The following is a 19,342-nucleotide window of genomic DNA, read 5'->3' on the forward strand; positions in this document are numbered from 1 at the left end:
TTGCTTATCGGTAACTGTTAATCGGTGACACTGGCTTAGTTAGCGATCGCGCTTACCTATTTATCCATTATCATGAAGTGATTGGCTATGGCTAGCCCATCGCGTATTTTTTTGTATCTGCCAAAATCTCACAATCTTGATTTTCAGCCTCTAGCTAGAAGGTGTTAAAGCACAGCAAAGTCAGAGGTCATAACATTTTAGATTTTGGATTTTAGATTTTGGATTGGGAATTGCCTTGATGCTTCTGGCTTGGTGTGAATCCATCTGTCGCAATCATTTTTGAAAATGGTATTAGTTGAGTGCTGCTTTTTTGCCATAATTTCATCAAAACGCGATAACTTCTCTACGAGATACTGCGCGAATATCTAAAGTCCATTGCCAATTAAAATAAAGGGTGCCCAATAGTACGGATGACTAAAGTCATTAACTGCTGCTACGGGTGCATTATGACTTATTTCCTTCCAGTTTCCAGTAATTAATGAGATTTGAGCTTGGCGTAAAGCTTCAGTTTTAGTCAGCTTTTCAGTAGAGAGGATACCATAAAAAGCACTCATGAGTGCTTGCGTACCACCATCATCTACAGACCATAAAGAGGCGATCGCGGCTCTAGCACCGGTTTGTTGCATCTGATAGCCAAAGCCCAAAATTTCCTCACCGTTACCTAACTTGCCTCCTAAGCCGGTTTCACAGGCGCTTAATACTACCAAATCTACATTGGGGAGTGACCAAGTGGCGACATTTCTAAAATTAACGCGATCGCCATTCCCGAATAAAATAAACGAATCTTCTGGTTTACCCACCACAAAGGCTGCATGAGTCGCTAAATGGACAATTGTATAATCATCCATTTGGGGTACAGCGACTCTGGGAGTAAAGGCATCGTCTAAAAGCTTCGTAGTTTCAGGAACCGCTGCTGCTAGACTTTCCACCTCCCGCGTTGCAAAGGGTAAGCCAGCAAAAGCAACCTGTCGATTACCAACTTTAATTTGATAATTACCTTTAGTAAAAGCACCCGCTAAAACCCGCAAAGTAGATTGTTTTGGGGTGTTTAAGTTAGTCAGACTAGCAGATGTAATGTGATTTACATTGAAGCGCTGCACTAGCCATTGTTTGCCATCATATAAAGCAGTTAAAGGAATGTAGCGTAAGCGATCGTCTGGAGCGTAAATCAGAGTTTGCGTACCAGATAGCTTCAAGTCTTTCTCTATCGGTTTAATTAGCCAGTCATACAATTGGCGTGCAGGTGCTTTGATATTTCGACTGGGATTAATTAAAGCTTGGCGGAAAGCATCAATTGTTTGATAGAGGTTTTCGCGCTTGACAGCAACGGTGCGATGAATTGGTGGGGATTCAGGAGTTACCAAGACCAATTCCAAACTATCTTTTAAAATCAGTGGGTAGAGTAGTGCCGATTTTTGCGGTAATCGCGCCAAATTATCTCGAAGTTCGTTGAGACTTTCCAAATCCAAATTTTGCCGCCTAGCTGTACGGCTAATTTGCTCTACCTGTGCTTTCACTGAAGGACTATTGATAAATTGGTTAAATCCATCTAGAAGTTGCTGTTGATTTAAGACTAATTGCTCGATGCGTTGTTTCTGTTCGAGCGATCGCTGTTGGGGGGAAATTTTCCGTAGTGTTGTTAATTCTTTACCCAGCACAACAGCATTATCCACACTTTGATCCAACTTTTGTTTTATTGGTTTTTCTGTTGCCGCTATATTAATACCTTTGACAGTACGTTGATTACCTGGCACATTCTGGAGATATTCCTCTAGTTCTTCAACTTTGAGTAAATCCATTGTCCTTTGTGCTTCAGCAACACGTTCCTGTTTCAACAATTGTTCACCCAAAATACGATATGTCTGGCTAACAGTTATGCTGTAAGCATTTGGTTGCGGCGCACTCAGTGCTGATGGATTCAAGCGAGCTTTCTCACGATTAATCAAACAATGCTTATAGAAAAAAATTGCTAACTCTGGCTGGTTTTGGATATCGAATAAGTAACCTATGTTACTGTAAGTTTTGCCAAGTCGAACCAGATCCCCAAGTTCTTTGTTAATCAATAAGGCTTGCTGATAGGATTGAAGTGCTTCAGAATACTTTTTTTGACTTTGGTAGATTCTGCCAATATTGTTGAATGTTAACGCTTCCCAAGAGCGCTCTCCAAAGTCTCTACTGATGGCTAATGCTTTCTGTAATTTCTGTAACGCTTCTTTCAATTGACCTTGCCGAGATTCTTTGATAGCTTCTTCGTTGAGCCTTGCAATTTCTGAGAGTTGATTATTCTTGGGTAAAGCTTGAGCTTTTTCTCCAGATTCGTACCTCAATCTTGCATTTGTATTTACCTGGTTATTGTCTGGATACACCATCCCAAAACCTAGTAAGCTAAGTAGAGATAAAGTAACAACACTCACATGCCGGAGATTAGGCTGCATAACAAAACACTCCCTATGCTCGGAAGGTAAATATTAAATCAAGAAGTCCGGCAACGCAATTAATTTTTATGCTATTCAATAATTTGGAAAATTTATAGGTACTGAGAAATTTGAAGATGTCAGAAGAAAAACCCAGCCGACCAAAATTGCCACCAACCAGCGCCCTTGATAATCCATCAACTGATGAATTTGGGAATTGGTTTGAGTATCCTGTGAGAGTGCAACCTCACCACACTGACTATGCAGGTGTTGTCTGGCATGGTTCCTATATAGCTTGGATGGAAGAAGCGCGGATTGAATGTTTGCGATCTATAGGGATTGAATTTGCTGATTTAGTTGCTATAGGCTGCGATTTACCAGTTGTAGAACTGTCGGTGCGCTATCACCGTTCACTTCAATTGGGTATGGCAGTGCTGGTAAAAACCCGCATGGCTGAGGTAACAGGTGTACGAATAAATTGGGATTATGCCATTGTTTCAACTGATGGGCAACAATTATACGTCACGGCTAAGGTGACATTAGTGGCTTTAGATCGCGAAAGAGGCAAGATTATGCGTCAGTTGCCGCCGAGTTTTAAGGATGCCTTAGCTAAGATTTCAGCATTAAATAATGATTGACCAAGAAAGGTTGTCATTTAATATTTTATACTTCACCTTTCATTAGCAAAAGTGAAGTATATATTTTTACTTTCCAGTTTGGATCTGCGACAGATTTTGAGCAAACTGCGTTACGTAATGCCAAATATCTTGTGGAGTAATGCCAAAACTAATATTTAATAAAACAAGGATTGCCGCAAGAGTTAATGCAGTGCTCACGGTTGCTTTCAGCAACTTCCATAATATTATGAAGACTATCCAAGCTATAATCAACGTAATAATCATATATATTAATTCCTTAATAATTGCCCTTATTTGAGAGTGGGCCGATTCAGAAAGGGTAAGCTTTTGTTGTGGTAAGAATCACTGGTATAAAAGACGATCAAACCAATTTTTAATATTCACTAAAATGGTTTTTTATCATAATTAGCCTGGGGATATCTTACCTAAAAATGAGATAACTATTTATGTGCTATGCTGATTTTTTGCAAAGTTTTTGTAAATTTTTTAATTTTTATTTGAATATCAATTTATAGATATACATAAAAATTATGGCTGATCCGGAAGCCACCGACTATCTTTAATTGGTTTACTTTTTATAGTTCGGTGAGTATGTCTTTGCCATCAAGTGGAATGATTTCCATATTAATTGGATAAGAGGCTGGGGATTAGAGATTGGGGACTAGGCATCAATTTCTAATCCTCAGTCCAAACTGAACTGAAGGTTTTTATCGCAGAGAAATTATCCGCGAGTGGGTTTCTAACTTTTCAGTAGCTGTTAAAACTTCTTGCCTTGCCCATTTATCCGCTGCCAAAATGTCATCTAAAGAGGGATTAGCACGGTTATCATTTTGATGGCGATCGCACACCCATTCGATACACCGAGGAATATCTAAAAACCGAATTTTTTCATCTAAAAATAAAGCTACAGCTTGCTCATTGGCGGCATTCAACACCGCTGGCATCGAACCACCAGCTTTACCCACAGCATAAGCCAACTGCATACAAGGATACTTTTGGTGATCTGGTTCGCGGAAGGTTAAATTTCCAGCTTTGACTAAATCTAGTCGTTCCCAGTCGGTGTAGATGCGATCGGGCCAAGATAGAGCATACAGCAAGGGTAAGCGCATATCTGGCCAACCGAGTTGGGCTAAAACGGAAGTATCTTGCAGTTCAATCAGTGAGTGAATAATGCTCTGCGGATGAATGACAATTTCGATATTGTCATAATCCAACCCAAACAGGAAGTGAGCCTCAATTACTTCCAGCCCTTTATTCATCAAAGTAGCAGAGTCTACTGTGATTTTCCGTCCCATCGACCAATTAGGATGCTTCAAGGCATCAGCAACGGTTACATCTGCTAACTTTTCTACATCCCAGTCGCGGAAAGCCCCACCAGATGCAGTCAGCAAAATTTTCCGTAAGCCATCTTTGGGAACACCTTGGAGGCATTGAAAGATTGCGGAATGTTCGGAATCGGCAGGAAGTAATTTTACACCATGTTTTTCGACTAGGGGTAGAACCACAGGGCCGCCAGCAATCAGAGTTTCTTTGTTTGCTAAGGCAATATCTTTACCAGCTTCAATCGCTGCGATCGTCGGTAGCAAACCAGCACAACCAACGATCCCAGTAACAACGGTTTGGGAATCGCCGTAACGGGCAACTTCTATCACCCCGGTGTCACCTGCCAGTAGAATCGGTTGAGGATCGAGGTCAATGATTGCTTCTTTGAGCGCTGGTAATTTATCTTCTGAGCAAATGGCTGCTATTTCCGGTCGAAACTGCCGAATTTGAGCAGCCAACATCTCTACATTGTTCCCAGCTGCCAATCCCACAATCCGAAACTGATTTGGGTACTGAGTGACAATATCTAAAGTCTGAGTACCAATAGAACCAGTGGAACCAACAAGAGTAATCGCTTTCACAATTGCTTAAGGATTTACAGACAACTCCCACTATAAATTGTCGGGGACTCTTTAATAACAGGAATTACTATAATCGATACACTGACCAGGGGGGAGTGAGGGGCACAAGGAAGGTGCCGGCGTGTCTGTATCTCCTCTTGCCTTCCTCCCTGCGCCAGCCTCAATCCGTTAATTTCAAGGTTTTATAACAGATAAATGTAAAAAAATGCATGAATATTTGCTATGAAAAATAAACAACAAGATATGATAAATCTCCTAGATGAAATGTACTGTAATGCAAATTATTCTAGTCTAATAGATTACTTTAGTCAGTTTATAAATGAATTAAAAAAATATGAGCTTGCAGAAATATTAGCTTACCAAGCTAAGTTCCCTTTTAGCTATGTTATTAGCTTTTTTTATCGACTCCGCTGCTATGGATGAATAAGTCGGTTATGCAGTGGGTTGTAATTATGTCCGCATTGAACCCAAGACCAAAACCATTCAAAATAGATATTGAAGATGCAGGTTATATAGATATTAATTTTCTGTGTAAATATATGAGAGTTAATGCTATAGAACTATTTTTACAACAAGGAAAATTTAGTAATAAAGATAAGGAAAAGCTACTTCTATACTCCAATAAAGTAGCAGTAGATTTATTTATGGATGAGTTAGATAGTGAATTTCTAGATGGTGAGGATTGGGTACATCTGGAGCAAATAGAAGTTGCAAGATTAAATCTTGTTTTTAGTGGAAGAATTAATCAATTTCAATATACTGAAGATGAGCTTAGGGGATATATACAAAAAGAGCTAAAAGCCCTTTCTATACTTGAGGAATAATAAGGGTGTTTAATAGTAAGTATTATTTTATACGTTTTGTATGATGCGTAAGTCCTAAACTATTTCATTGGCTTTTAAAATACGTCTTCAATCTGCTAAATTTTTATATAACTAGACAAAAATTATATTTATAAATACTATATTTTAATGATAAATTCCAAGAAAATTGGCAAAAGTAACCAAATAAGAAATAATTTCAAGTAGTTGCCGATTTGTCCAGTTTGTTAATGATGTTGGTGGAGGATTTAATATGCAAAATATTACTCATAAATTGCTGTGTTGCAGCCATAAGTAAAAGGATGCATAAAGGAGTTTGTTGAAGCACTCAAGCTTATGGTCAAAGTTCAGATAGTTATAAAAAAAGTTTTATGGAAAAATGATTTCCTGTTTCCAGCAGCAATATGGCTTGCCAGTCGAATATTCATCTGGACTGCTATGTTGCTGGTTGCGCCAAAACTATCATTACCAGTAGAGGAATTTTTGCCCCGTTTTGGCTGGGGGGTTTTTGATGCTTGGGATAGTATCCATTATCGAGCGATCGCAACTTCTGGTTATGAATTTGTGAATGACGGCAAGCAACATAATTTGGCCTTCTTTCCCCTGTTTCCCTTAAGCATCTGGATTTTGATGGAGTTGGGCTTACCCTTTGAATTGGCAGGCACATTAATCAATAACTTGGCATTTTGTGCAGCACTTTACTGTTTGTACTTTTGGGTCAAGGATTGTTATGGCATCAATGCAGCACACTGGGTAACTGCTGTGCTTTCTTTGTATCCAGCTTCGATGTTTACAGGAGTGATTTATACAGAGGGGCTGTATTTGTTTTTGAGTACGGCGACTTTATGGGCGTTCGATCGAAAGCAGTATGCCTGGACTGCTTTTTGGGGCGCGATGGCGACAGCAACACGTCCTACAGGTATGGCACTAATTCCAGCCTTGGCGATCGCAGCGTGGAAAGAACGCCGACCACCCGTTGCCTATATAGCTAGTTTCACTACTGCTATTGGCATACTTCTATTCAGTTTGTATTGTGCGATTTATTTTGGCGACCCTTTAGCTTTTATCGAAGCACAGCGGGGATGGCGACCAACTCTAGGATTTGATTGGCAGGGTTGGTTAAATATGTTCATGCAAATTGCCGTTGGCAGTAAAAATTGGCAGTTTGGTTGGGTTCAAAACTCCTCTGGTGCGATTCAAGACCCCTGGTATATCTTGTTATTTGGCGCGATCGTTTCTAGTGGCTATCTTTTATGGCATTTCCGTCAACGTTTTAGTTCTGTAAAATTATTTTATGGGTTTTATGGTTTAGTCTTATTTTTGTTGATTTTGGCAAGCGAACAGTGGATTAATAACTTCCTCAACTTGTTCATGGTCTTAGGTGGTGGCTATGTGTTGTGGCGCTTACACACCCAACTGACGCCAGTTACAGTTATTTATGGCTTTTGTGGTATTGGTTTGTTGCTAGCTTCTGGAGGCACTATCTCCTTAAGCCGTCTTGCCTACGGTATTGTGCCTTTGAATATAGCTATTGGTGTGCTGCTATCTCGCCATCCTCGTCAAGGATATTTAATATTGGGCGCTTTTGTGACACTATTAGCCAAAATAGCTGTAGGATTTGCCCAAGAGCATTGGGTTGGTTAGAGGGTTCGATCCATTATTGCTAAGAAATTGAATTTAAATTTCCTAATGAATGTATCCAATCAAACGAAGATAGCGATCGCTGCATTATTTCTAGGTGTAGGTGCCATATCTTTTGGCTCTATTTTTATGAAATTGAGCGAAATTGAACTCAGCCCCAGTGCAACTGTATTTAATCGCTTTTGGCTTGCTAGTGTGGCCTTCTCGATCTGGCATGGATACAAAGCAATACGGCAACGATTTTCCGTAGATAAACCTGTAGAACAGCAGTCTTACACCAGTCAGGATATGTTGCTATTACTAGGTGCTGGTATTCTTTGGGCTGCTACTTTAGTTTTGTTGGCTTGGTCGCTGACTCAAACTAGTGTTGCGATTTCTAGTGTGTTGCATAATCTCGCTCCCATATTTACTAGTTTAGGGGTATGGCTGCTATTTCGTAAGGGTTTTGAAAAGCAATTCCTGATTGGTATGGTCATCGCCCTTGGGGGAGCGATCGCTATTGAATTTGAGGAGTTGCAAATTGCTACAGATGAGGTTCAAGGCAGCTTGGCTGCGATCGTTTCGGCGGTTTTATTGAGTGCATACCTGCTGATCGTAGAAAAATTACGAACCAAATTTTCTCCAGCTACAATTCAATTGTGGATCTGTGCGATCGCGGCTCTAGCAATCTTCCCTATACTTTTGTTTACTCAAGATCGGCTTTTCCCCTCTACAGTCAGTGGGTGGGTGTGGGTAATTTTTCTGGCGCTGGTTTGCCAAGTTTTAGGTCATGGGCTTTTGACCTATAGCCTTGCTAGATTTTCCTCTGTGGTTGTCTCCTTGGTGCATCTGTTAGAGCCAGTATTTAGCGGCATTTTCGCTCTGGTAATTTTTTCAGAAAAATTAACTTTCTCCAATTGGATAGGTTTCACTATAGTTTTAATGGGTTTATACTTAGCCGTATCTAGCCAAGCTGCTATTAATTACCCGTTCCAGGAATCAGTCAACAATATAGTTAACACTTTCGTTAAAAGTATGACGATTAAACTGTCATTACTAAAGCAACAATTCTCCGAAACACCAGCTTTATTAGGAACTGTTTCATTATTGTTTGCCTTAATTCCCATATCCTTAGCACCATCTTTGACTAAATTGTGTCAACAAGAAATTGGTGCAAATGCTGTAGTATTTCATCGCAGTTGGATTGCAACAGTTGTCTTTGGTTTGTGGAATGGACTTGAGGCTTTCCGCTACCAACAGTCTATTGAAGGAGGCAGGAGTCAGGAGGCAGGGGGCAGTATTACTCCTGCCTTACTTGATAACCAATCCATAAAACAGAAGCTTTTTACAAGTCAAGAAGTGTGGCTATTGTTGGCAATGGGAACCTCGGCTGGAACCTATCTTCTATTATGGGCTTGGTCGCTGAGTCAAACTAGTGTTGCCAATGTGGCTTTACTGTCCAATTTGAATTCTTTATTTGTTGCTTTGGCTGGGTATTTATTATTCGGTCGGCGTTTCGACAATAGATTCGTGATTGGTCTAGTCATCGCTTTGGGGGGAGCGATCGCATTTGAACTCAATAAGGTACAATTTGCAACCGATCAAATATTAGGTGATGCATTAGCATTGCTAACTGCGGTTTTCATGGCTACGTGTATGCTGCTGATAGAAAGACTCCGAACCAGATTTAGCACTGCAACTATCATGCTGTGGCGATGTGGAGTGACAACCATGTTTCTATTACCAGTCCTCCCATTCCTCGAAGATAGACTATTCCCCTATTCCTGGATGGGTTGGTTTTTCATAATTTTCCAAGCTCTCTTTTGCCAAGTTTTGGGTCAGGGACTTTTAGCTTATAGCCTTAGCAGAATCTCTTCAGGCGTTGTCGCCGTCACGCTTCTTTTAGAACCAGTTCTAGCTTCCATTTTTGCTTGGTTTATTTTTGCAGAACAAGTAGGTTTATTTGACTGGGCGACTTTTGCCGTAGTTTTAATGGGTATCTATCTAGCCCAATCTAGTCAATCCATTGTTCAAGTAACAAACGAAGGATCGTAGCAGCGCTGATTTATCCAAAGTTGAATTTTAGAGAATATGTCTCTAAAGGATAAATTCATTCAGATGAAAAAAGTAAAATATTTTACATATTTAAGTTATGGTGAAATCAGTGTAAATCCTTGAGCCGAACCCATAATTTTACTACCGATTAAATTGATTTGCTGCAAAGCCCCATTGTCTAATAGCAAATAAGATTTATTAGATAACATTTGTTGTAAAGTTGGGACAGTTGCAGGAGTTACTTTACAATCGCAGTAAAAGTCTAAACTGGGACGCCCATAAGCAAAAGAAGTATAAATTTGTGTTCCTGTTGAAACATTTGCCCGAATTAATTGTGCTACTGGTTTAACTGGAAAAGCTTCATTTAATTCCCAGATCCATGATTGCGAACTCATTAACAGTACTAAAACTAAGTACATTCCAGAAAATAACACTGGAATAAAGTTGCGATCGCGTTGTCTAATTAGCCATGCTGCAATGCTCATACTTATTGCCAAAACAATGCTCATAACTATTAAAATAGGCTCTTTCTTTGCAAGAATAAAGTAAACAAAACCTCCTAAACCAGCAATAGCAATAATAGCTATAAATATTGTCAAACTTCGCACCTTAAAATGATCGTACTGCCAAATCTCGCTAAGTTTAGCACCAATTGCCAAAGCTAAAAATGGATACACAGGCATAACATACCAAGGCAGTTTAGTTCTCATTAAAGAGATAGCTGCTAAGTAAATAATTGTGCCAATAAGAATTAAGCGACCCCAGGTAGTATGACGTTTTTTCCAAGCTAGATAAAAACCTCCTGGTAAAAATAGTAGCCAAGGAAAACTATACTTAATTAACTCAATTAAATAATACCAAGGTGGCCCACTATGACCTTCAACAGATTGTGTCAGGCGATCGAAAGTTTGTGTTTGAAAGTTTACTTGGAAGAAAGTTTCGCCATAATGTTGCCATTGAGCCACAAACCAAGCGATCGCAGGTGCATTTCCTAAAAATATTCCCACTAATAAATAGGGACTTGTTAATAAAGCAAACTGCCGATCTGCAATCAGGAATAAAAAAGCGATCGCCCCTAGCGGCAAAACTATCATTCCTTTCGTGAGAGCGATTAACCCTAGACAAAATCCCACACCGAGAGCATATCGACGATTCTGACGTGCTTTTAGCAAACAAAACAGCAGCAGCAAGAAAAAGGTAATAGTTGTACCATCTAGCATTGCTAGCCTTCCGTGACGCACTACAGGCAACATCGTCAGGTAAACTAAAGCGCTAAACAGAGCTGGTAAACTTTGGTTAAAAAGCAAACATCCTACCAAGTAAAGCAAAGGCACTCCCAAGGCAGTTAATACTGCACCCGGTAGACGCGTTGTCCACTCATTCACACCTCCAATCGAGTAAGTCCAAGCAATTAACAAGTGCATCAGGGGTGGCTTATTATGATAAGGTTGTCCTCCCAAGGTGGGGTAAAGCCAATGCATTGAACCAAGCGGGGCACGCCAAATTTCACGGGCAACCTGTGCCACAGTACCTTCATCCCAATCTCGCAAAGGGGAGTTTCCTAAAAATATCAGCCATAGAAATAGAGATATTACCAGTATGCTAAATAACCATTCTTTTTCTCGGAATAGACGCATATTTAAAATCGGGATAATCATCTCAAACCTCACTAATTGTTAGATGATTTCCATCAGAAATCATTGCTAAATTTTGTAAGTATCTTGGATGAAGATTTGAGATTTTCTTCTCCTGAAATAGATACTCAGGCTGATAATACTCGGAATCCAATCGTAAATCTGATGGAAGTTGTGAGTAATTAACAATGCTCCAAACTGCCAAAGTTCAACCCTCCTTTTCTCGATCTGCGATCGCATAAGCGATGATTTGGGCATTTTCTACATCCACTACCCAGTATTCAGCAACGCCTAATTCTTCGTAGAGCGTAGACGCGAAGCGGCTTGTCGCCAGACATCGCTTTGTACCCAAGTCATCCAGCAAAGATGTTTTCGCAATCTCAATCACTAAATCTGGTGCAGGATAGCGATCGAGGTTGACAATTCCTGTACCAGCTGGGATAGTTTGGGCACGTTCTCTTAGGTAATACGCTACATCAGGCTGACAGTCCTGAACACCAGTTTTACGAAAGGTGGTTGTGTCTAAACCTGTCGCTAGAATCCCCTTAATGGTCGCAAATAAAGTTACAGCAAAAATAATTATCACATGGTCTTTACCATGAGCAAAACTAACTGGTGGCATCTCCAGCCTCATGTGCCCCTTATAGTAGTAACTCTTTGCCTTCTCGTTGAGCAAGTTAGCGATCGCTTGCTCATACTCCCGCCAAGAAGCACAAATCCATGTATCTGTCGGTAACTGGGTCTGAGTTTCACTCATCGTCTAACCCTTCTGCCAGTAAGCTATATCTCTTGTAACTCAAATTCTAAACTTCTGGCTCAACTCTTTAACCTCTGAAGTGCAACCTTTGAGTTCTGAGGCTGGATGATGAGGGTTAAAAGGCGATCGCTCTCAACATACTCCGCCAAAATGGTCATACTTCCATCACTACTGCTCAAAGATTTCTCTCTCATGATATTGACAAACTCTTATCCCTTGTGGAATGAAACAGCCCTGCCCTTTTTAAGGGAGGGGTTGGGTGGGGTGTTAGGGACTTTTGCAAGAGGTCGAATGTTTCTAGTAGTCTGCCAACCCAAAAATGCTAGGTGGAGGTTGGGTAAAGGGAAAAGGGAAAAGGTTAAGGAATTTAAACCCTTTACCCCTTCCCCCTTCCCCTTTACCCCGCAAAGTTCACTTGGCGAACTACTAGTAGAGTTTTACCCCTTGTTTATAAGCATCTAGAAAACTCCTGTAGTCATATTCGACTTGAGTTGCATAGTCCACTGCAAAGTTAAAAATTTCGTCTTTGAATACAGCTTTATTACCACTCACAATATCAGTCACTTCTTTGTCAACACTGATAGGAATAATCGCAGCATCATAGTCTCGATCGGAGATTGCATGGTTTTTGGCAACCACCTTCCCTGCGTACCCCATCGCATCCATGAATTTTGACTTGGTGGTTAACAACTTATAGTCAAAGTCCACTTGGTAGGGTGATTTTTCACGCACCATAAAGGGGATGCTACTGACAGTAGTATAGCCAACCAAGGGATCGAGATTGGATGACATCGCTTTCGTAGTGATTGTCACCCTTGCCCCTTCTTGGTTTCCGTAGACTGAACTCGGCAGCAAACCTGGAACTGCGATCGCAACTGCGCTACTGCCTTCCTGCTTCATCTCTAAAATGCGATCGTCGTCGGTTGCTGAACTTGGCCCCTCAATCAGCAAGTAATATCGGTACTTCCCAAGACTACCAACACCTGAGCTTAATTTAAGCCGAATATCTTTGAGAGTATAGTAACTGTCATTGTAGCGCTTACTGATAGGAATTGAGGCGATATAGCTGCTCATAGCCTCAGCAATATCAGAATAGGTGCTGCTGGATATAGGCTGGAGTTTTGAGGCTGTCTTGAAGACGCGATTGTTACTGTTATTTAGCACTGTGTACTTTTTTAAAAGCTTAGAACGGCTCTTATCTGATGCATTTTGAATCAAATCTTTGACTACACCGCTCGTATTGCTCGATTCTAAACGGTATGACAGTTCATCATTGCTTCCCTTAAAGTCGTTCATCTTATTGAGGTAAGCATCCAAGAAATTTCGCACAACATCCTCAGCATCAGTTGAATTAAAACCATTCTCTTTAGCTACCAACAGAATGGAGACTGCCATCCGTCGCAAGTCCCAAACGTAAGGGCCGAGATAGCCTTCATCAAAGTCGGTGGTGTCAAAAACGTTGTTGTCTTTGCTATCTCTTATCCTTCCAAGATTTTGCAGATGCATATCTCCTTCTAACCAGACGGCTGAGGTTGAAGAGTTTACAAATCCTGAACTTGGTAAGGTCTGCATATCACGATAAAAAATGTGAGCCGTTCCCCGATAAAAGGTGAAAAAGCTATCTTTCGCTGTCATCTTTTGCATTTTCGTTGCCAGTTCTTGAGGCAATTGAGAAGCAAAGGGATGATTATATTGGTAAATTTCATTCACCACCCAAGTCGAACGGGGAGTTGCAGCTTCAACTGGAGATGCAAACCCCAAAATTAAAATTAAGACAAATACGAAGATTGCAGATATGTGGTTAGGCATGATAGTTTCTGAGGCGTAAAAAACTCTTGTGTAGAGAGAATCATTCAACAACAGTTTTTTACCACCTTGAGCCATAGTTCACAAAGTAATTTAAAGCACAACGCAACAACTATTCACTCTCAAGTATGGAGAGGATTCAAAAAGGTAAAATTATAAAGAATCGTTACAAAATAATCATGTCAGCTATCCAAACAACCGTAGTTCTTGCCATGACGGCCGATGGAAAAATTAGTGCCGTAGATCCGAAAGCGCCCCGTGAACCCGATGTAGTCGATCTAGCACACTTGGAATATCAAGCCTCCCTTGCCGATCTTTTGCTGGTAGGAGCAGGGACAATTCGGGCTGAGGGGGGAGCCTTTACAATTCGCAATCGCGAACTGTTAGCAGCGCGTGAGGTTCGGGGTCAGTCTCCTCAGCCGATTACTTGTGTTGTTTCAGGTTCCCTAGACTTATCGCCGGACTTGCCTTTTTTGAGTCAGGACATTGAGCGATGGATATTTACCACACGCACTGCTTTAGAGCGCAGTTCTGATACAACAACTTTGCAAAAACTGGCTGAATTAATTGATTTGGGAGATACAGACCTGGACTGGGATCGGGCCTACACCTTGATGGCAGAGCGGGGTATTCACAAAGTCGTTGCTTTGGGAGGTGGCTCTTTAACAGCTGCTCTAGTTAAGGCAGGGCGAATTGACGATTGGTGGTTGACCATTTGGCCGATCATTTTTGGGGGAAAGCACGCCCCTAGCCCAGTGGAGGGAGAGGGTTTTCTTCCCAATGCTGCTCCTCATCTAGAACTCATAGAAACTCGTCAGGTTGGAAGTGATTTGTTTTTACACTACCGCACAGTCAAGTGAAAACGCGCTACCAGAATTAAGCACTATGAGCGTTGATATTAAAAAGCAGTGGAGCAGGGGAGCAGAGGAGAAGTTGCAGTAAGCTTTTCCCCTCTGCCTCCTGCCTCGCATCAACCAGGGGGCCAATCCAACTGCCGTCCTCCCAAAATATGCAAATGTAAGTGATCGACTGTTTGACCGCCGTCATCACCAGCATTGATCACAACTCGATAACCATTTTTTAGTCCAACTTCTTCGGCAACACGTTTAGCAGTTAACAAAAGATGCCCCAACACAGCATGATCTTCAGATTCAGCCTCAGCTAGTGTCGCAATGGGTTTTTTGGGAATGACGAGGATATGAACGGGCGCTTGGGGATGGATGTCTTTGAATGCTAGGGCTAAATTATCCTCATAAACAATATCAGCGGGAATTTCCCGACGAATGATTTTGCTGAAAATCGTTTCTGTACTTTCACTCATGCCAATTTACCTACTAATCTGCTAGAGATTTTATATTAAGTCCGCCTAATTACTTATCACTGACAAAATTTGATTGTGCGGGTATACCCCCAATACTTTTCGGATAAACCCAACAATCTCTTTTTTGATCTGGGGAAAGGTTAAGGGGTAAGGGGTAAAGGTAAATTCAAACCTTTTCCCTTTCCCCCAAAACCCGAAAAGTATTGGGTATACCCCTATTTACTGTTCGGTTCGGTTTTTTCAGGTAAAAGCTATGAAAAAACCTGCTAACCTTTTAAAAAGACTAGCAGGTATGGCTTATCATCAATCGGAGCGGCGGGATTCGAACCCACGACCTCCACTACCCCAAAGTGGCGCGCTACCAAGCTGCGCTACGCCCCGGTCAGAATTCCTATCATATAGCAAAACTGTAGGATAATCAAGAGGCAATTTTAAAAAACCTTAAGCATCCCACTAGCTTGTAGTAAATTTGGAACAGCAGAAGCATTCCATTTACCTTCTACACATCGCCCTGTATTCAAGATGAAGCGCAGACTGTAATCATTAGGATAGCCTTCTACTTCCATCCATAATAAATCGCTTTCGGCTTCACAAGTAATTTTTTCCTCTTCCATCAATTCAGTTGCAAGTTGCTTCATGGTGTCTGCTAGCTGTGCTAGTAGACGACAAAAATCATTTAACTCGGCTTCGGTTAACTCAATTGCCCAATCATCTGTACCAACTAAACCTTTAAACTCAGATGTATCGGGGTTCCAGCCAATACGCCAACCCGATCCGGTTTTGACAACGCGTTCCATAGTTTAGTTTTTTAAACGCAGAGGTACGCAGAGGTACGCAGAGGGGCGCAAAGGAAATTTTATCATTTTAGTAGTTCAGCACCTCCTCGTTGCGGTGGCTGTGGGCTAGTTGATGTAGTTGGACTAGGCGCGGTGTTGGAATTGGGGGGTACGGTGTTTTGGGAAGTAGGATTAAATATATTGACTAAGACTTGTACTAGGGCATCTCGCTGGCTGCGGGTGAGGCTCTTGATGGCTCTGCGATCGCCTTCTATCGGATTTTCCCGTAGTGAGTCATTCCCTGGATAGGTAGTATCATACATAATTTCATTTACACCCAGGTAATCAGCTAAAGTCAGCTTCCAATCTAAGCGATAAATGGGGGCCCGCCCTTTGGTATAAATGTGATATCTAATTAGGCGATTTGCTAAGGTGTTGGTTTCGGCAACTTTCCCATTTTCTTTGCTGATATACTTATTTTCCCGTGGGAAATCTGGCAATTGCTGATAAACTAGCTGCCAAACATCGCTAGGAGTGACTCTCTGAGCAGAAGCAGGTTGGATACTAAATAAATTTCTATGTATTGATTTATCCGCTCCTGAACCTAAAACAATTACACTCACTAGTATTAAGGTAAACAGTAGTGGTGTTAGCGGGAGCAGGGCGTTTCGCTTGTACTGAGTTGTGAGTTTTGAGAAAATTGATTTAAACAGAAATTTTTTCTTTTTCATAGAACAATATTTTGGGCGTTGCTGAGTGAAAAGATGAATTTGCCTGATTCAGAATTCAGCACTCAGCACTCAGCACTAAATCTTATAGTTCGCCGATAATTTCTGGTTGAGTTAATTCATCGGACATTTCGATTATTGCTCTTAGCACTGGCTTCATCATCGCATCTTCGTTACTTTCAAAGTCTTCGTAACGCCGACGTTTAGCACGATTTGCTACCTGAACCGTAATGCGGTATCGATTTGAGGCTGCACTAATCAGATCCTCAGCACGGTGCATAATTTGAGATTGAGTTGTCTCGAACTTAGAACGCTTTAGCATAATCAGTGGTTCTTAGGGTCATTCTCCAGTGTAACAGTACTAAATCAGTCTACTGCTGTCTGTTAAATCGCCAGCAACCTCTCTATTGATAGAGGCTAAGATATTTTAGTCACTTTATAAGTAACTTGTAGTATTAAATAACGCACCCTCATGGCTGACCTTGTGGAAACTGCGATCGCAGCGGGTAATTTCAATACCCTAATAAAGGCTGCTAAAGCTGTAAATTTCATCGAAACTTTGAAAAGCCCTGGTTCTTTCACGCTCTTTGCACCAACTGACGAAGCTTTTGCCAATCTGCCAGAGGGAACTTTAGACTCGCTACTACAAGATATCCCCAAGCTCCAGAAAATTGTGGCGTATCATATCGCTAGTGGGGATGTTAGGTCTGATGATTTGTTACAGATTAACGAGGCAGAGACGCTTGAAGGGTCAATTGTAGCCATTGAATCTGCCGACGGTAAATTTAAGGTAAATAACGCCAATGTCCTCAAAACAGATATTCTGGCAGACAATGGCGTGATCCATGTTATTGATGCAGTGTTAATGCCTGCAATGGTGGCAGGGAAATAAGGGCAGAGGGGCAGAGGGGAAAAACTGATTGCAACTTCTCTCCTACTCAAGACTTGTCGGGTTTTGGGGAAAAGGGACTCTTGTTAAAGGGGAAAAAACCTTATATATCGAGCCTTCCAATCCTTTTCCCCTTACCCTTTTCCCTTTAACCGAGCAGTATTGCTCCCCCTGCTTCCCCTCAGCCCCCAGTCCCCAGAATGCACCCACTGCGTGCGGGAATAGTCAATGACAACTGCTGAGTTTCTCCTTCACTATTCCACTCAACTTCAGCAGTGCCATATAAAAGTTTGTTGGGTTGAGTATGCAAAGTAGCGATATCTGCATTCGCTGTTGCCAAACTTGTGCCAGCGTTGAGGGCAATTATTAATTCTTCTGTCCCCAAAGTTCGCGCAAAGATATAAAGTTGTCCTTGAGCAAAGAGAACTTGATAATCACCTGTACGCAAAGCTGGGTAAGTGTGGCGGAGGGCAATTAATTGGCGGTGAGTATTAAAAATTTCTTGATTCCAGTTATTCTCTAAAGGAAAACCACGACGTGAGTCGGGATCTATAGCACCAGGTAAACCAACTTCATCACCATAGTAGATGCTGGGGGCGCCGGGAAAGGTGAGTAGCAGTAGAGTTGACAATTCTATACTGGCTATATCGCCGCCTGCAATGGTCATCAATCGGGCTGTATCGTGACTTGCGAGCAAATTGAGTTGAGTTAGCTGAATTTCCCAAGGGTAAAGTTGCAGTACTTCTTGGATTTTGGTGCCGTACTCGGCAGCAAATAAGGGTGGATAAGGTTGATAGTCGCGGCTTTGAACTTGTTCTAAGACTACGCGATCGCCTGCTGCAAAGGCAATTGTCGGCCCGGCAAATAGATAATTCATCACGCCGTCAAATTGCGTCCCATCCAACCACTCGCGGGAATCTCCCCACACTTCGCCCACAATGTAAGCTTCGGGATTGATGGCTTTGACGCGATCGCGAAATTCCTGCCAAAAACCAGGAGTTTTGATTTCAAATGGTACATCCAATCGCCAACCGTCGATGCCGAATTTAATCCAATATTCGGCAATTTCCATAATGTATTCTCGTACTTCTGGATTGTCGTGGTTAAATTCTGGTAAAGCCCGATTTCCCGCCCAACCCACGTAGTTGGCAGGAAATTCCCCATTATATGGTGAAAGGGGCCAGCCTTCTATTTTGAACCAATTTACCCAAGGTGAATGGGGGCCATTTTCTAAAACGTCGTGGAAAAAGAAAAAGCCCCGGCTGGAATGGTTAAATACCCCATCCAGAACGACTTTGATATTCCGTTGATGGGCTGCATCGAGCAATTCCTTAAAAGCTTCGTTGCCCCCTAACATCGGGTCAACTTGGTAATAATCGTGGGTATGATAGCGGTGATTGCTGGCGGATTGAAAAATGGGTGTGAAATAAATCGCGTTAATCCCTAAATTCTGGATGTAATCTAAACCCTCCATAATGCCCCATAAATCGCCACCTTTATAGCCTTGCAGGGTTGGCATAGAGTCCCAATCTTCCCAACGGGCTTCCTGCAATAACCGTTTGCGCGGCTGCTTGCTTCTGGCAAAACGATCTGGGAAAATTTGGTAGAAAACAGCGTGCTTCACCCAGTCTGGTGTTTGAATTTGCATGAATAACTTTTTGTATGTTTAGAAGCGATCGTTGCAAATATTAGCTTCTTTATGGCTCTTACTTATGATAGAGAATCTGTCATTTCTCAGTATTCATTAGTGATTTAGCCTTTTTCATGCTGTTTTATACGCAAATGTTATCAGTCTTAACTATTTTGCCTACAATTTGTTTTAGTTTTTAACAGTTCATCTACACAGACTCGTCACTGATTGCATTCTGAGTCTTCAATTATTCTTTAATAATTTTATTTATTACTTAATTATTCTTAATTTCCTTTTCTTCGCTTTGTCCGTAATTATTTCGGCAGACAATGGATTAGTTTAATAGCTT

General features: G+C 41.4%; 18 protein-coding genes and 1 tRNA gene. 7 read left to right on the forward strand and 12 right to left on the reverse strand.

Annotation, left to right across the window (positions count from 1 at the left end):
- Positions 1 to 365 precede the first annotated feature (365 nt).
- Positions 366 to 2,435: a CHAT domain-containing protein gene (locus V7K45_RS10680; protein ID WP_335003114.1), complete on the reverse strand. Its 2,070-nt coding sequence runs from the start codon at positions 2,433 to 2,435 to the stop codon at positions 366 to 368.
- 116 nt (positions 2,436 to 2,551) lie between these two features.
- Between V7K45_RS10680 and V7K45_RS10685 the strand changes: the two genes are divergently transcribed.
- Complete coding sequence (locus V7K45_RS10685) at positions 2,552 to 3,052, forward strand: acyl-CoA thioesterase (RefSeq protein WP_335003116.1); 501 nt, start codon at positions 2,552 to 2,554, stop codon at positions 3,050 to 3,052.
- Positions 3,053 to 3,118: 66 nt separating this feature from the next.
- On the opposite strand, the gene V7K45_RS10690 is transcribed toward V7K45_RS10685, so the two are convergent.
- Both V7K45_RS10690 and dxr read right to left on the reverse strand, forming a co-directional pair.
- Entirely contained in the window at positions 3,119 to 3,316 is a 198-nt protein-coding gene (locus tag V7K45_RS10690) for a hypothetical protein (RefSeq protein WP_118162507.1), read from the reverse strand.
- Positions 3,317 to 3,759: 443 nt separating this feature from the next.
- On the reverse strand, positions 3,760 to 4,956 hold the full coding sequence (gene dxr, locus V7K45_RS10695) for a 1-deoxy-D-xylulose-5-phosphate reductoisomerase (protein WP_335003121.1): 1,197 nt from the start codon (positions 4,954 to 4,956) through the stop codon (positions 3,760 to 3,762).
- Positions 4,957 to 5,178: 222 nt separating this feature from the next.
- On the opposite strand from dxr, the gene V7K45_RS10700 reads away from it, so the two are divergent.
- The 4 genes from V7K45_RS10700 (at position 5,179) to V7K45_RS10715 (ending at position 9,452) form a co-directional block, all read left to right on the forward strand.
- Positions 5,179 to 5,379: a hypothetical protein gene (locus tag V7K45_RS10700; RefSeq protein WP_335003123.1), complete on the forward strand. Its 201-nt coding sequence runs from the start codon at positions 5,179 to 5,181 to the stop codon at positions 5,377 to 5,379.
- Between the two features lie 29 nt (positions 5,380 to 5,408).
- Positions 5,409 to 5,780: a hypothetical protein gene (locus V7K45_RS10705; protein WP_335003126.1), complete on the forward strand. Its 372-nt coding sequence runs from the start codon at positions 5,409 to 5,411 to the stop codon at positions 5,778 to 5,780.
- 333 nt (positions 5,781 to 6,113) lie between these two features.
- On the forward strand, positions 6,114 to 7,421 hold the full coding sequence (locus tag V7K45_RS10710; RefSeq protein ID WP_335003128.1) for a mannosyltransferase family protein: 1,308 nt from the start codon (positions 6,114 to 6,116) through the stop codon (positions 7,419 to 7,421).
- Positions 7,422 to 7,466: 45 nt separating this feature from the next.
- Positions 7,467 to 9,452 (forward strand): DMT family transporter, encoded by a 1,986-nt coding sequence (locus V7K45_RS10715; protein ID WP_335003130.1) that lies wholly within the window; start codon positions 7,467 to 7,469, stop codon positions 9,450 to 9,452.
- Between the two features lie 95 nt (positions 9,453 to 9,547).
- On the opposite strand, the gene V7K45_RS10720 is transcribed toward V7K45_RS10715, so the two are convergent.
- The 3 genes from V7K45_RS10720 to V7K45_RS10730 form a co-directional block, all read right to left on the reverse strand.
- Positions 9,548 to 11,110 carry an ArnT family glycosyltransferase gene (locus tag V7K45_RS10720; protein ID WP_442941978.1) on the reverse strand — a complete coding sequence of 521 codons (1,563 nt, stop codon included), beginning with the start codon at positions 11,108 to 11,110 and terminating at the stop codon, positions 9,548 to 9,550.
- A 184-nt stretch (positions 11,111 to 11,294) separates the two neighbouring features.
- A complete protein-coding gene (locus V7K45_RS10725) occupies positions 11,295 to 11,843 on the reverse strand; it encodes a Uma2 family endonuclease (protein WP_335003132.1) in 549 nt (182 codons plus the stop codon).
- A 426-nt stretch (positions 11,844 to 12,269) separates the two neighbouring features.
- Positions 12,270 to 13,652, reverse strand: coding sequence for a DUF2252 domain-containing protein (locus V7K45_RS10730; RefSeq protein ID WP_335003135.1), 1,383 nt, complete (start codon positions 13,650 to 13,652; stop codon positions 12,270 to 12,272).
- Positions 13,653 to 13,828: 176 nt separating this feature from the next.
- On the opposite strand from V7K45_RS10730, the gene V7K45_RS10735 reads away from it, so the two are divergent.
- Positions 13,829 to 14,509 carry a RibD family protein gene (locus tag V7K45_RS10735; protein ID WP_335003137.1) on the forward strand — a complete coding sequence of 227 codons (681 nt, stop codon included), beginning with the start codon at positions 13,829 to 13,831 and terminating at the stop codon, positions 14,507 to 14,509.
- A 110-nt stretch (positions 14,510 to 14,619) separates the two neighbouring features.
- Here V7K45_RS10735 and V7K45_RS10740 read toward each other — a convergent pair whose 3' ends face one another.
- The 5 genes from V7K45_RS10740 to V7K45_RS10760 all read right to left on the reverse strand — a co-directional run bounded on the left by V7K45_RS10740 (position 14,620) and on the right by V7K45_RS10760 (position 16,796).
- Positions 14,620 to 14,970 carry a histidine triad nucleotide-binding protein gene (locus V7K45_RS10740; protein WP_335003139.1) on the reverse strand — a complete coding sequence of 117 codons (351 nt, stop codon included), beginning with the start codon at positions 14,968 to 14,970 and terminating at the stop codon, positions 14,620 to 14,622.
- 307 nt (positions 14,971 to 15,277) lie between these two features.
- Positions 15,278 to 15,351, reverse strand: a tRNA-Pro gene (locus tag V7K45_RS10745).
- Between the two features lie 50 nt (positions 15,352 to 15,401).
- Positions 15,402 to 15,767: a DUF1818 family protein gene (locus V7K45_RS10750; RefSeq protein WP_335003141.1), complete on the reverse strand. Its 366-nt coding sequence runs from the start codon at positions 15,765 to 15,767 to the stop codon at positions 15,402 to 15,404.
- A 62-nt stretch (positions 15,768 to 15,829) separates the two neighbouring features.
- Entirely contained in the window at positions 15,830 to 16,477 is a 648-nt protein-coding gene (locus V7K45_RS10755) for a hypothetical protein (protein ID WP_335003143.1), read from the reverse strand.
- An 82-nt stretch (positions 16,478 to 16,559) separates the two neighbouring features.
- Positions 16,560 to 16,796 carry a DNA-directed RNA polymerase subunit omega gene (locus tag V7K45_RS10760; RefSeq protein WP_094351515.1) on the reverse strand — a complete coding sequence of 79 codons (237 nt, stop codon included), beginning with the start codon at positions 16,794 to 16,796 and terminating at the stop codon, positions 16,560 to 16,562.
- 150 nt (positions 16,797 to 16,946) lie between these two features.
- Here V7K45_RS10760 and V7K45_RS10765 point away from each other — a divergent pair, with 150 nt between their 5' ends.
- Positions 16,947 to 17,366 (forward strand): fasciclin domain-containing protein, encoded by a 420-nt coding sequence (locus V7K45_RS10765; protein ID WP_335003145.1) that lies wholly within the window; start codon positions 16,947 to 16,949, stop codon positions 17,364 to 17,366.
- 178 nt (positions 17,367 to 17,544) lie between these two features.
- On the opposite strand, the gene V7K45_RS10770 is transcribed toward V7K45_RS10765, so the two are convergent.
- Complete coding sequence (locus V7K45_RS10770) at positions 17,545 to 19,011, reverse strand: glycoside hydrolase family 13 protein (protein ID WP_335003147.1); 1,467 nt, start codon at positions 19,009 to 19,011, stop codon at positions 17,545 to 17,547.
- Between the last annotated feature and the right edge of the window lie 331 nt (positions 19,012 to 19,342).

Source organism: Nostoc sp., assembly GCF_036917375.1.
Taxonomy (GTDB): domain Bacteria; phylum Cyanobacteriota; class Cyanobacteriia; order Cyanobacteriales; family Nostocaceae; genus Nostoc.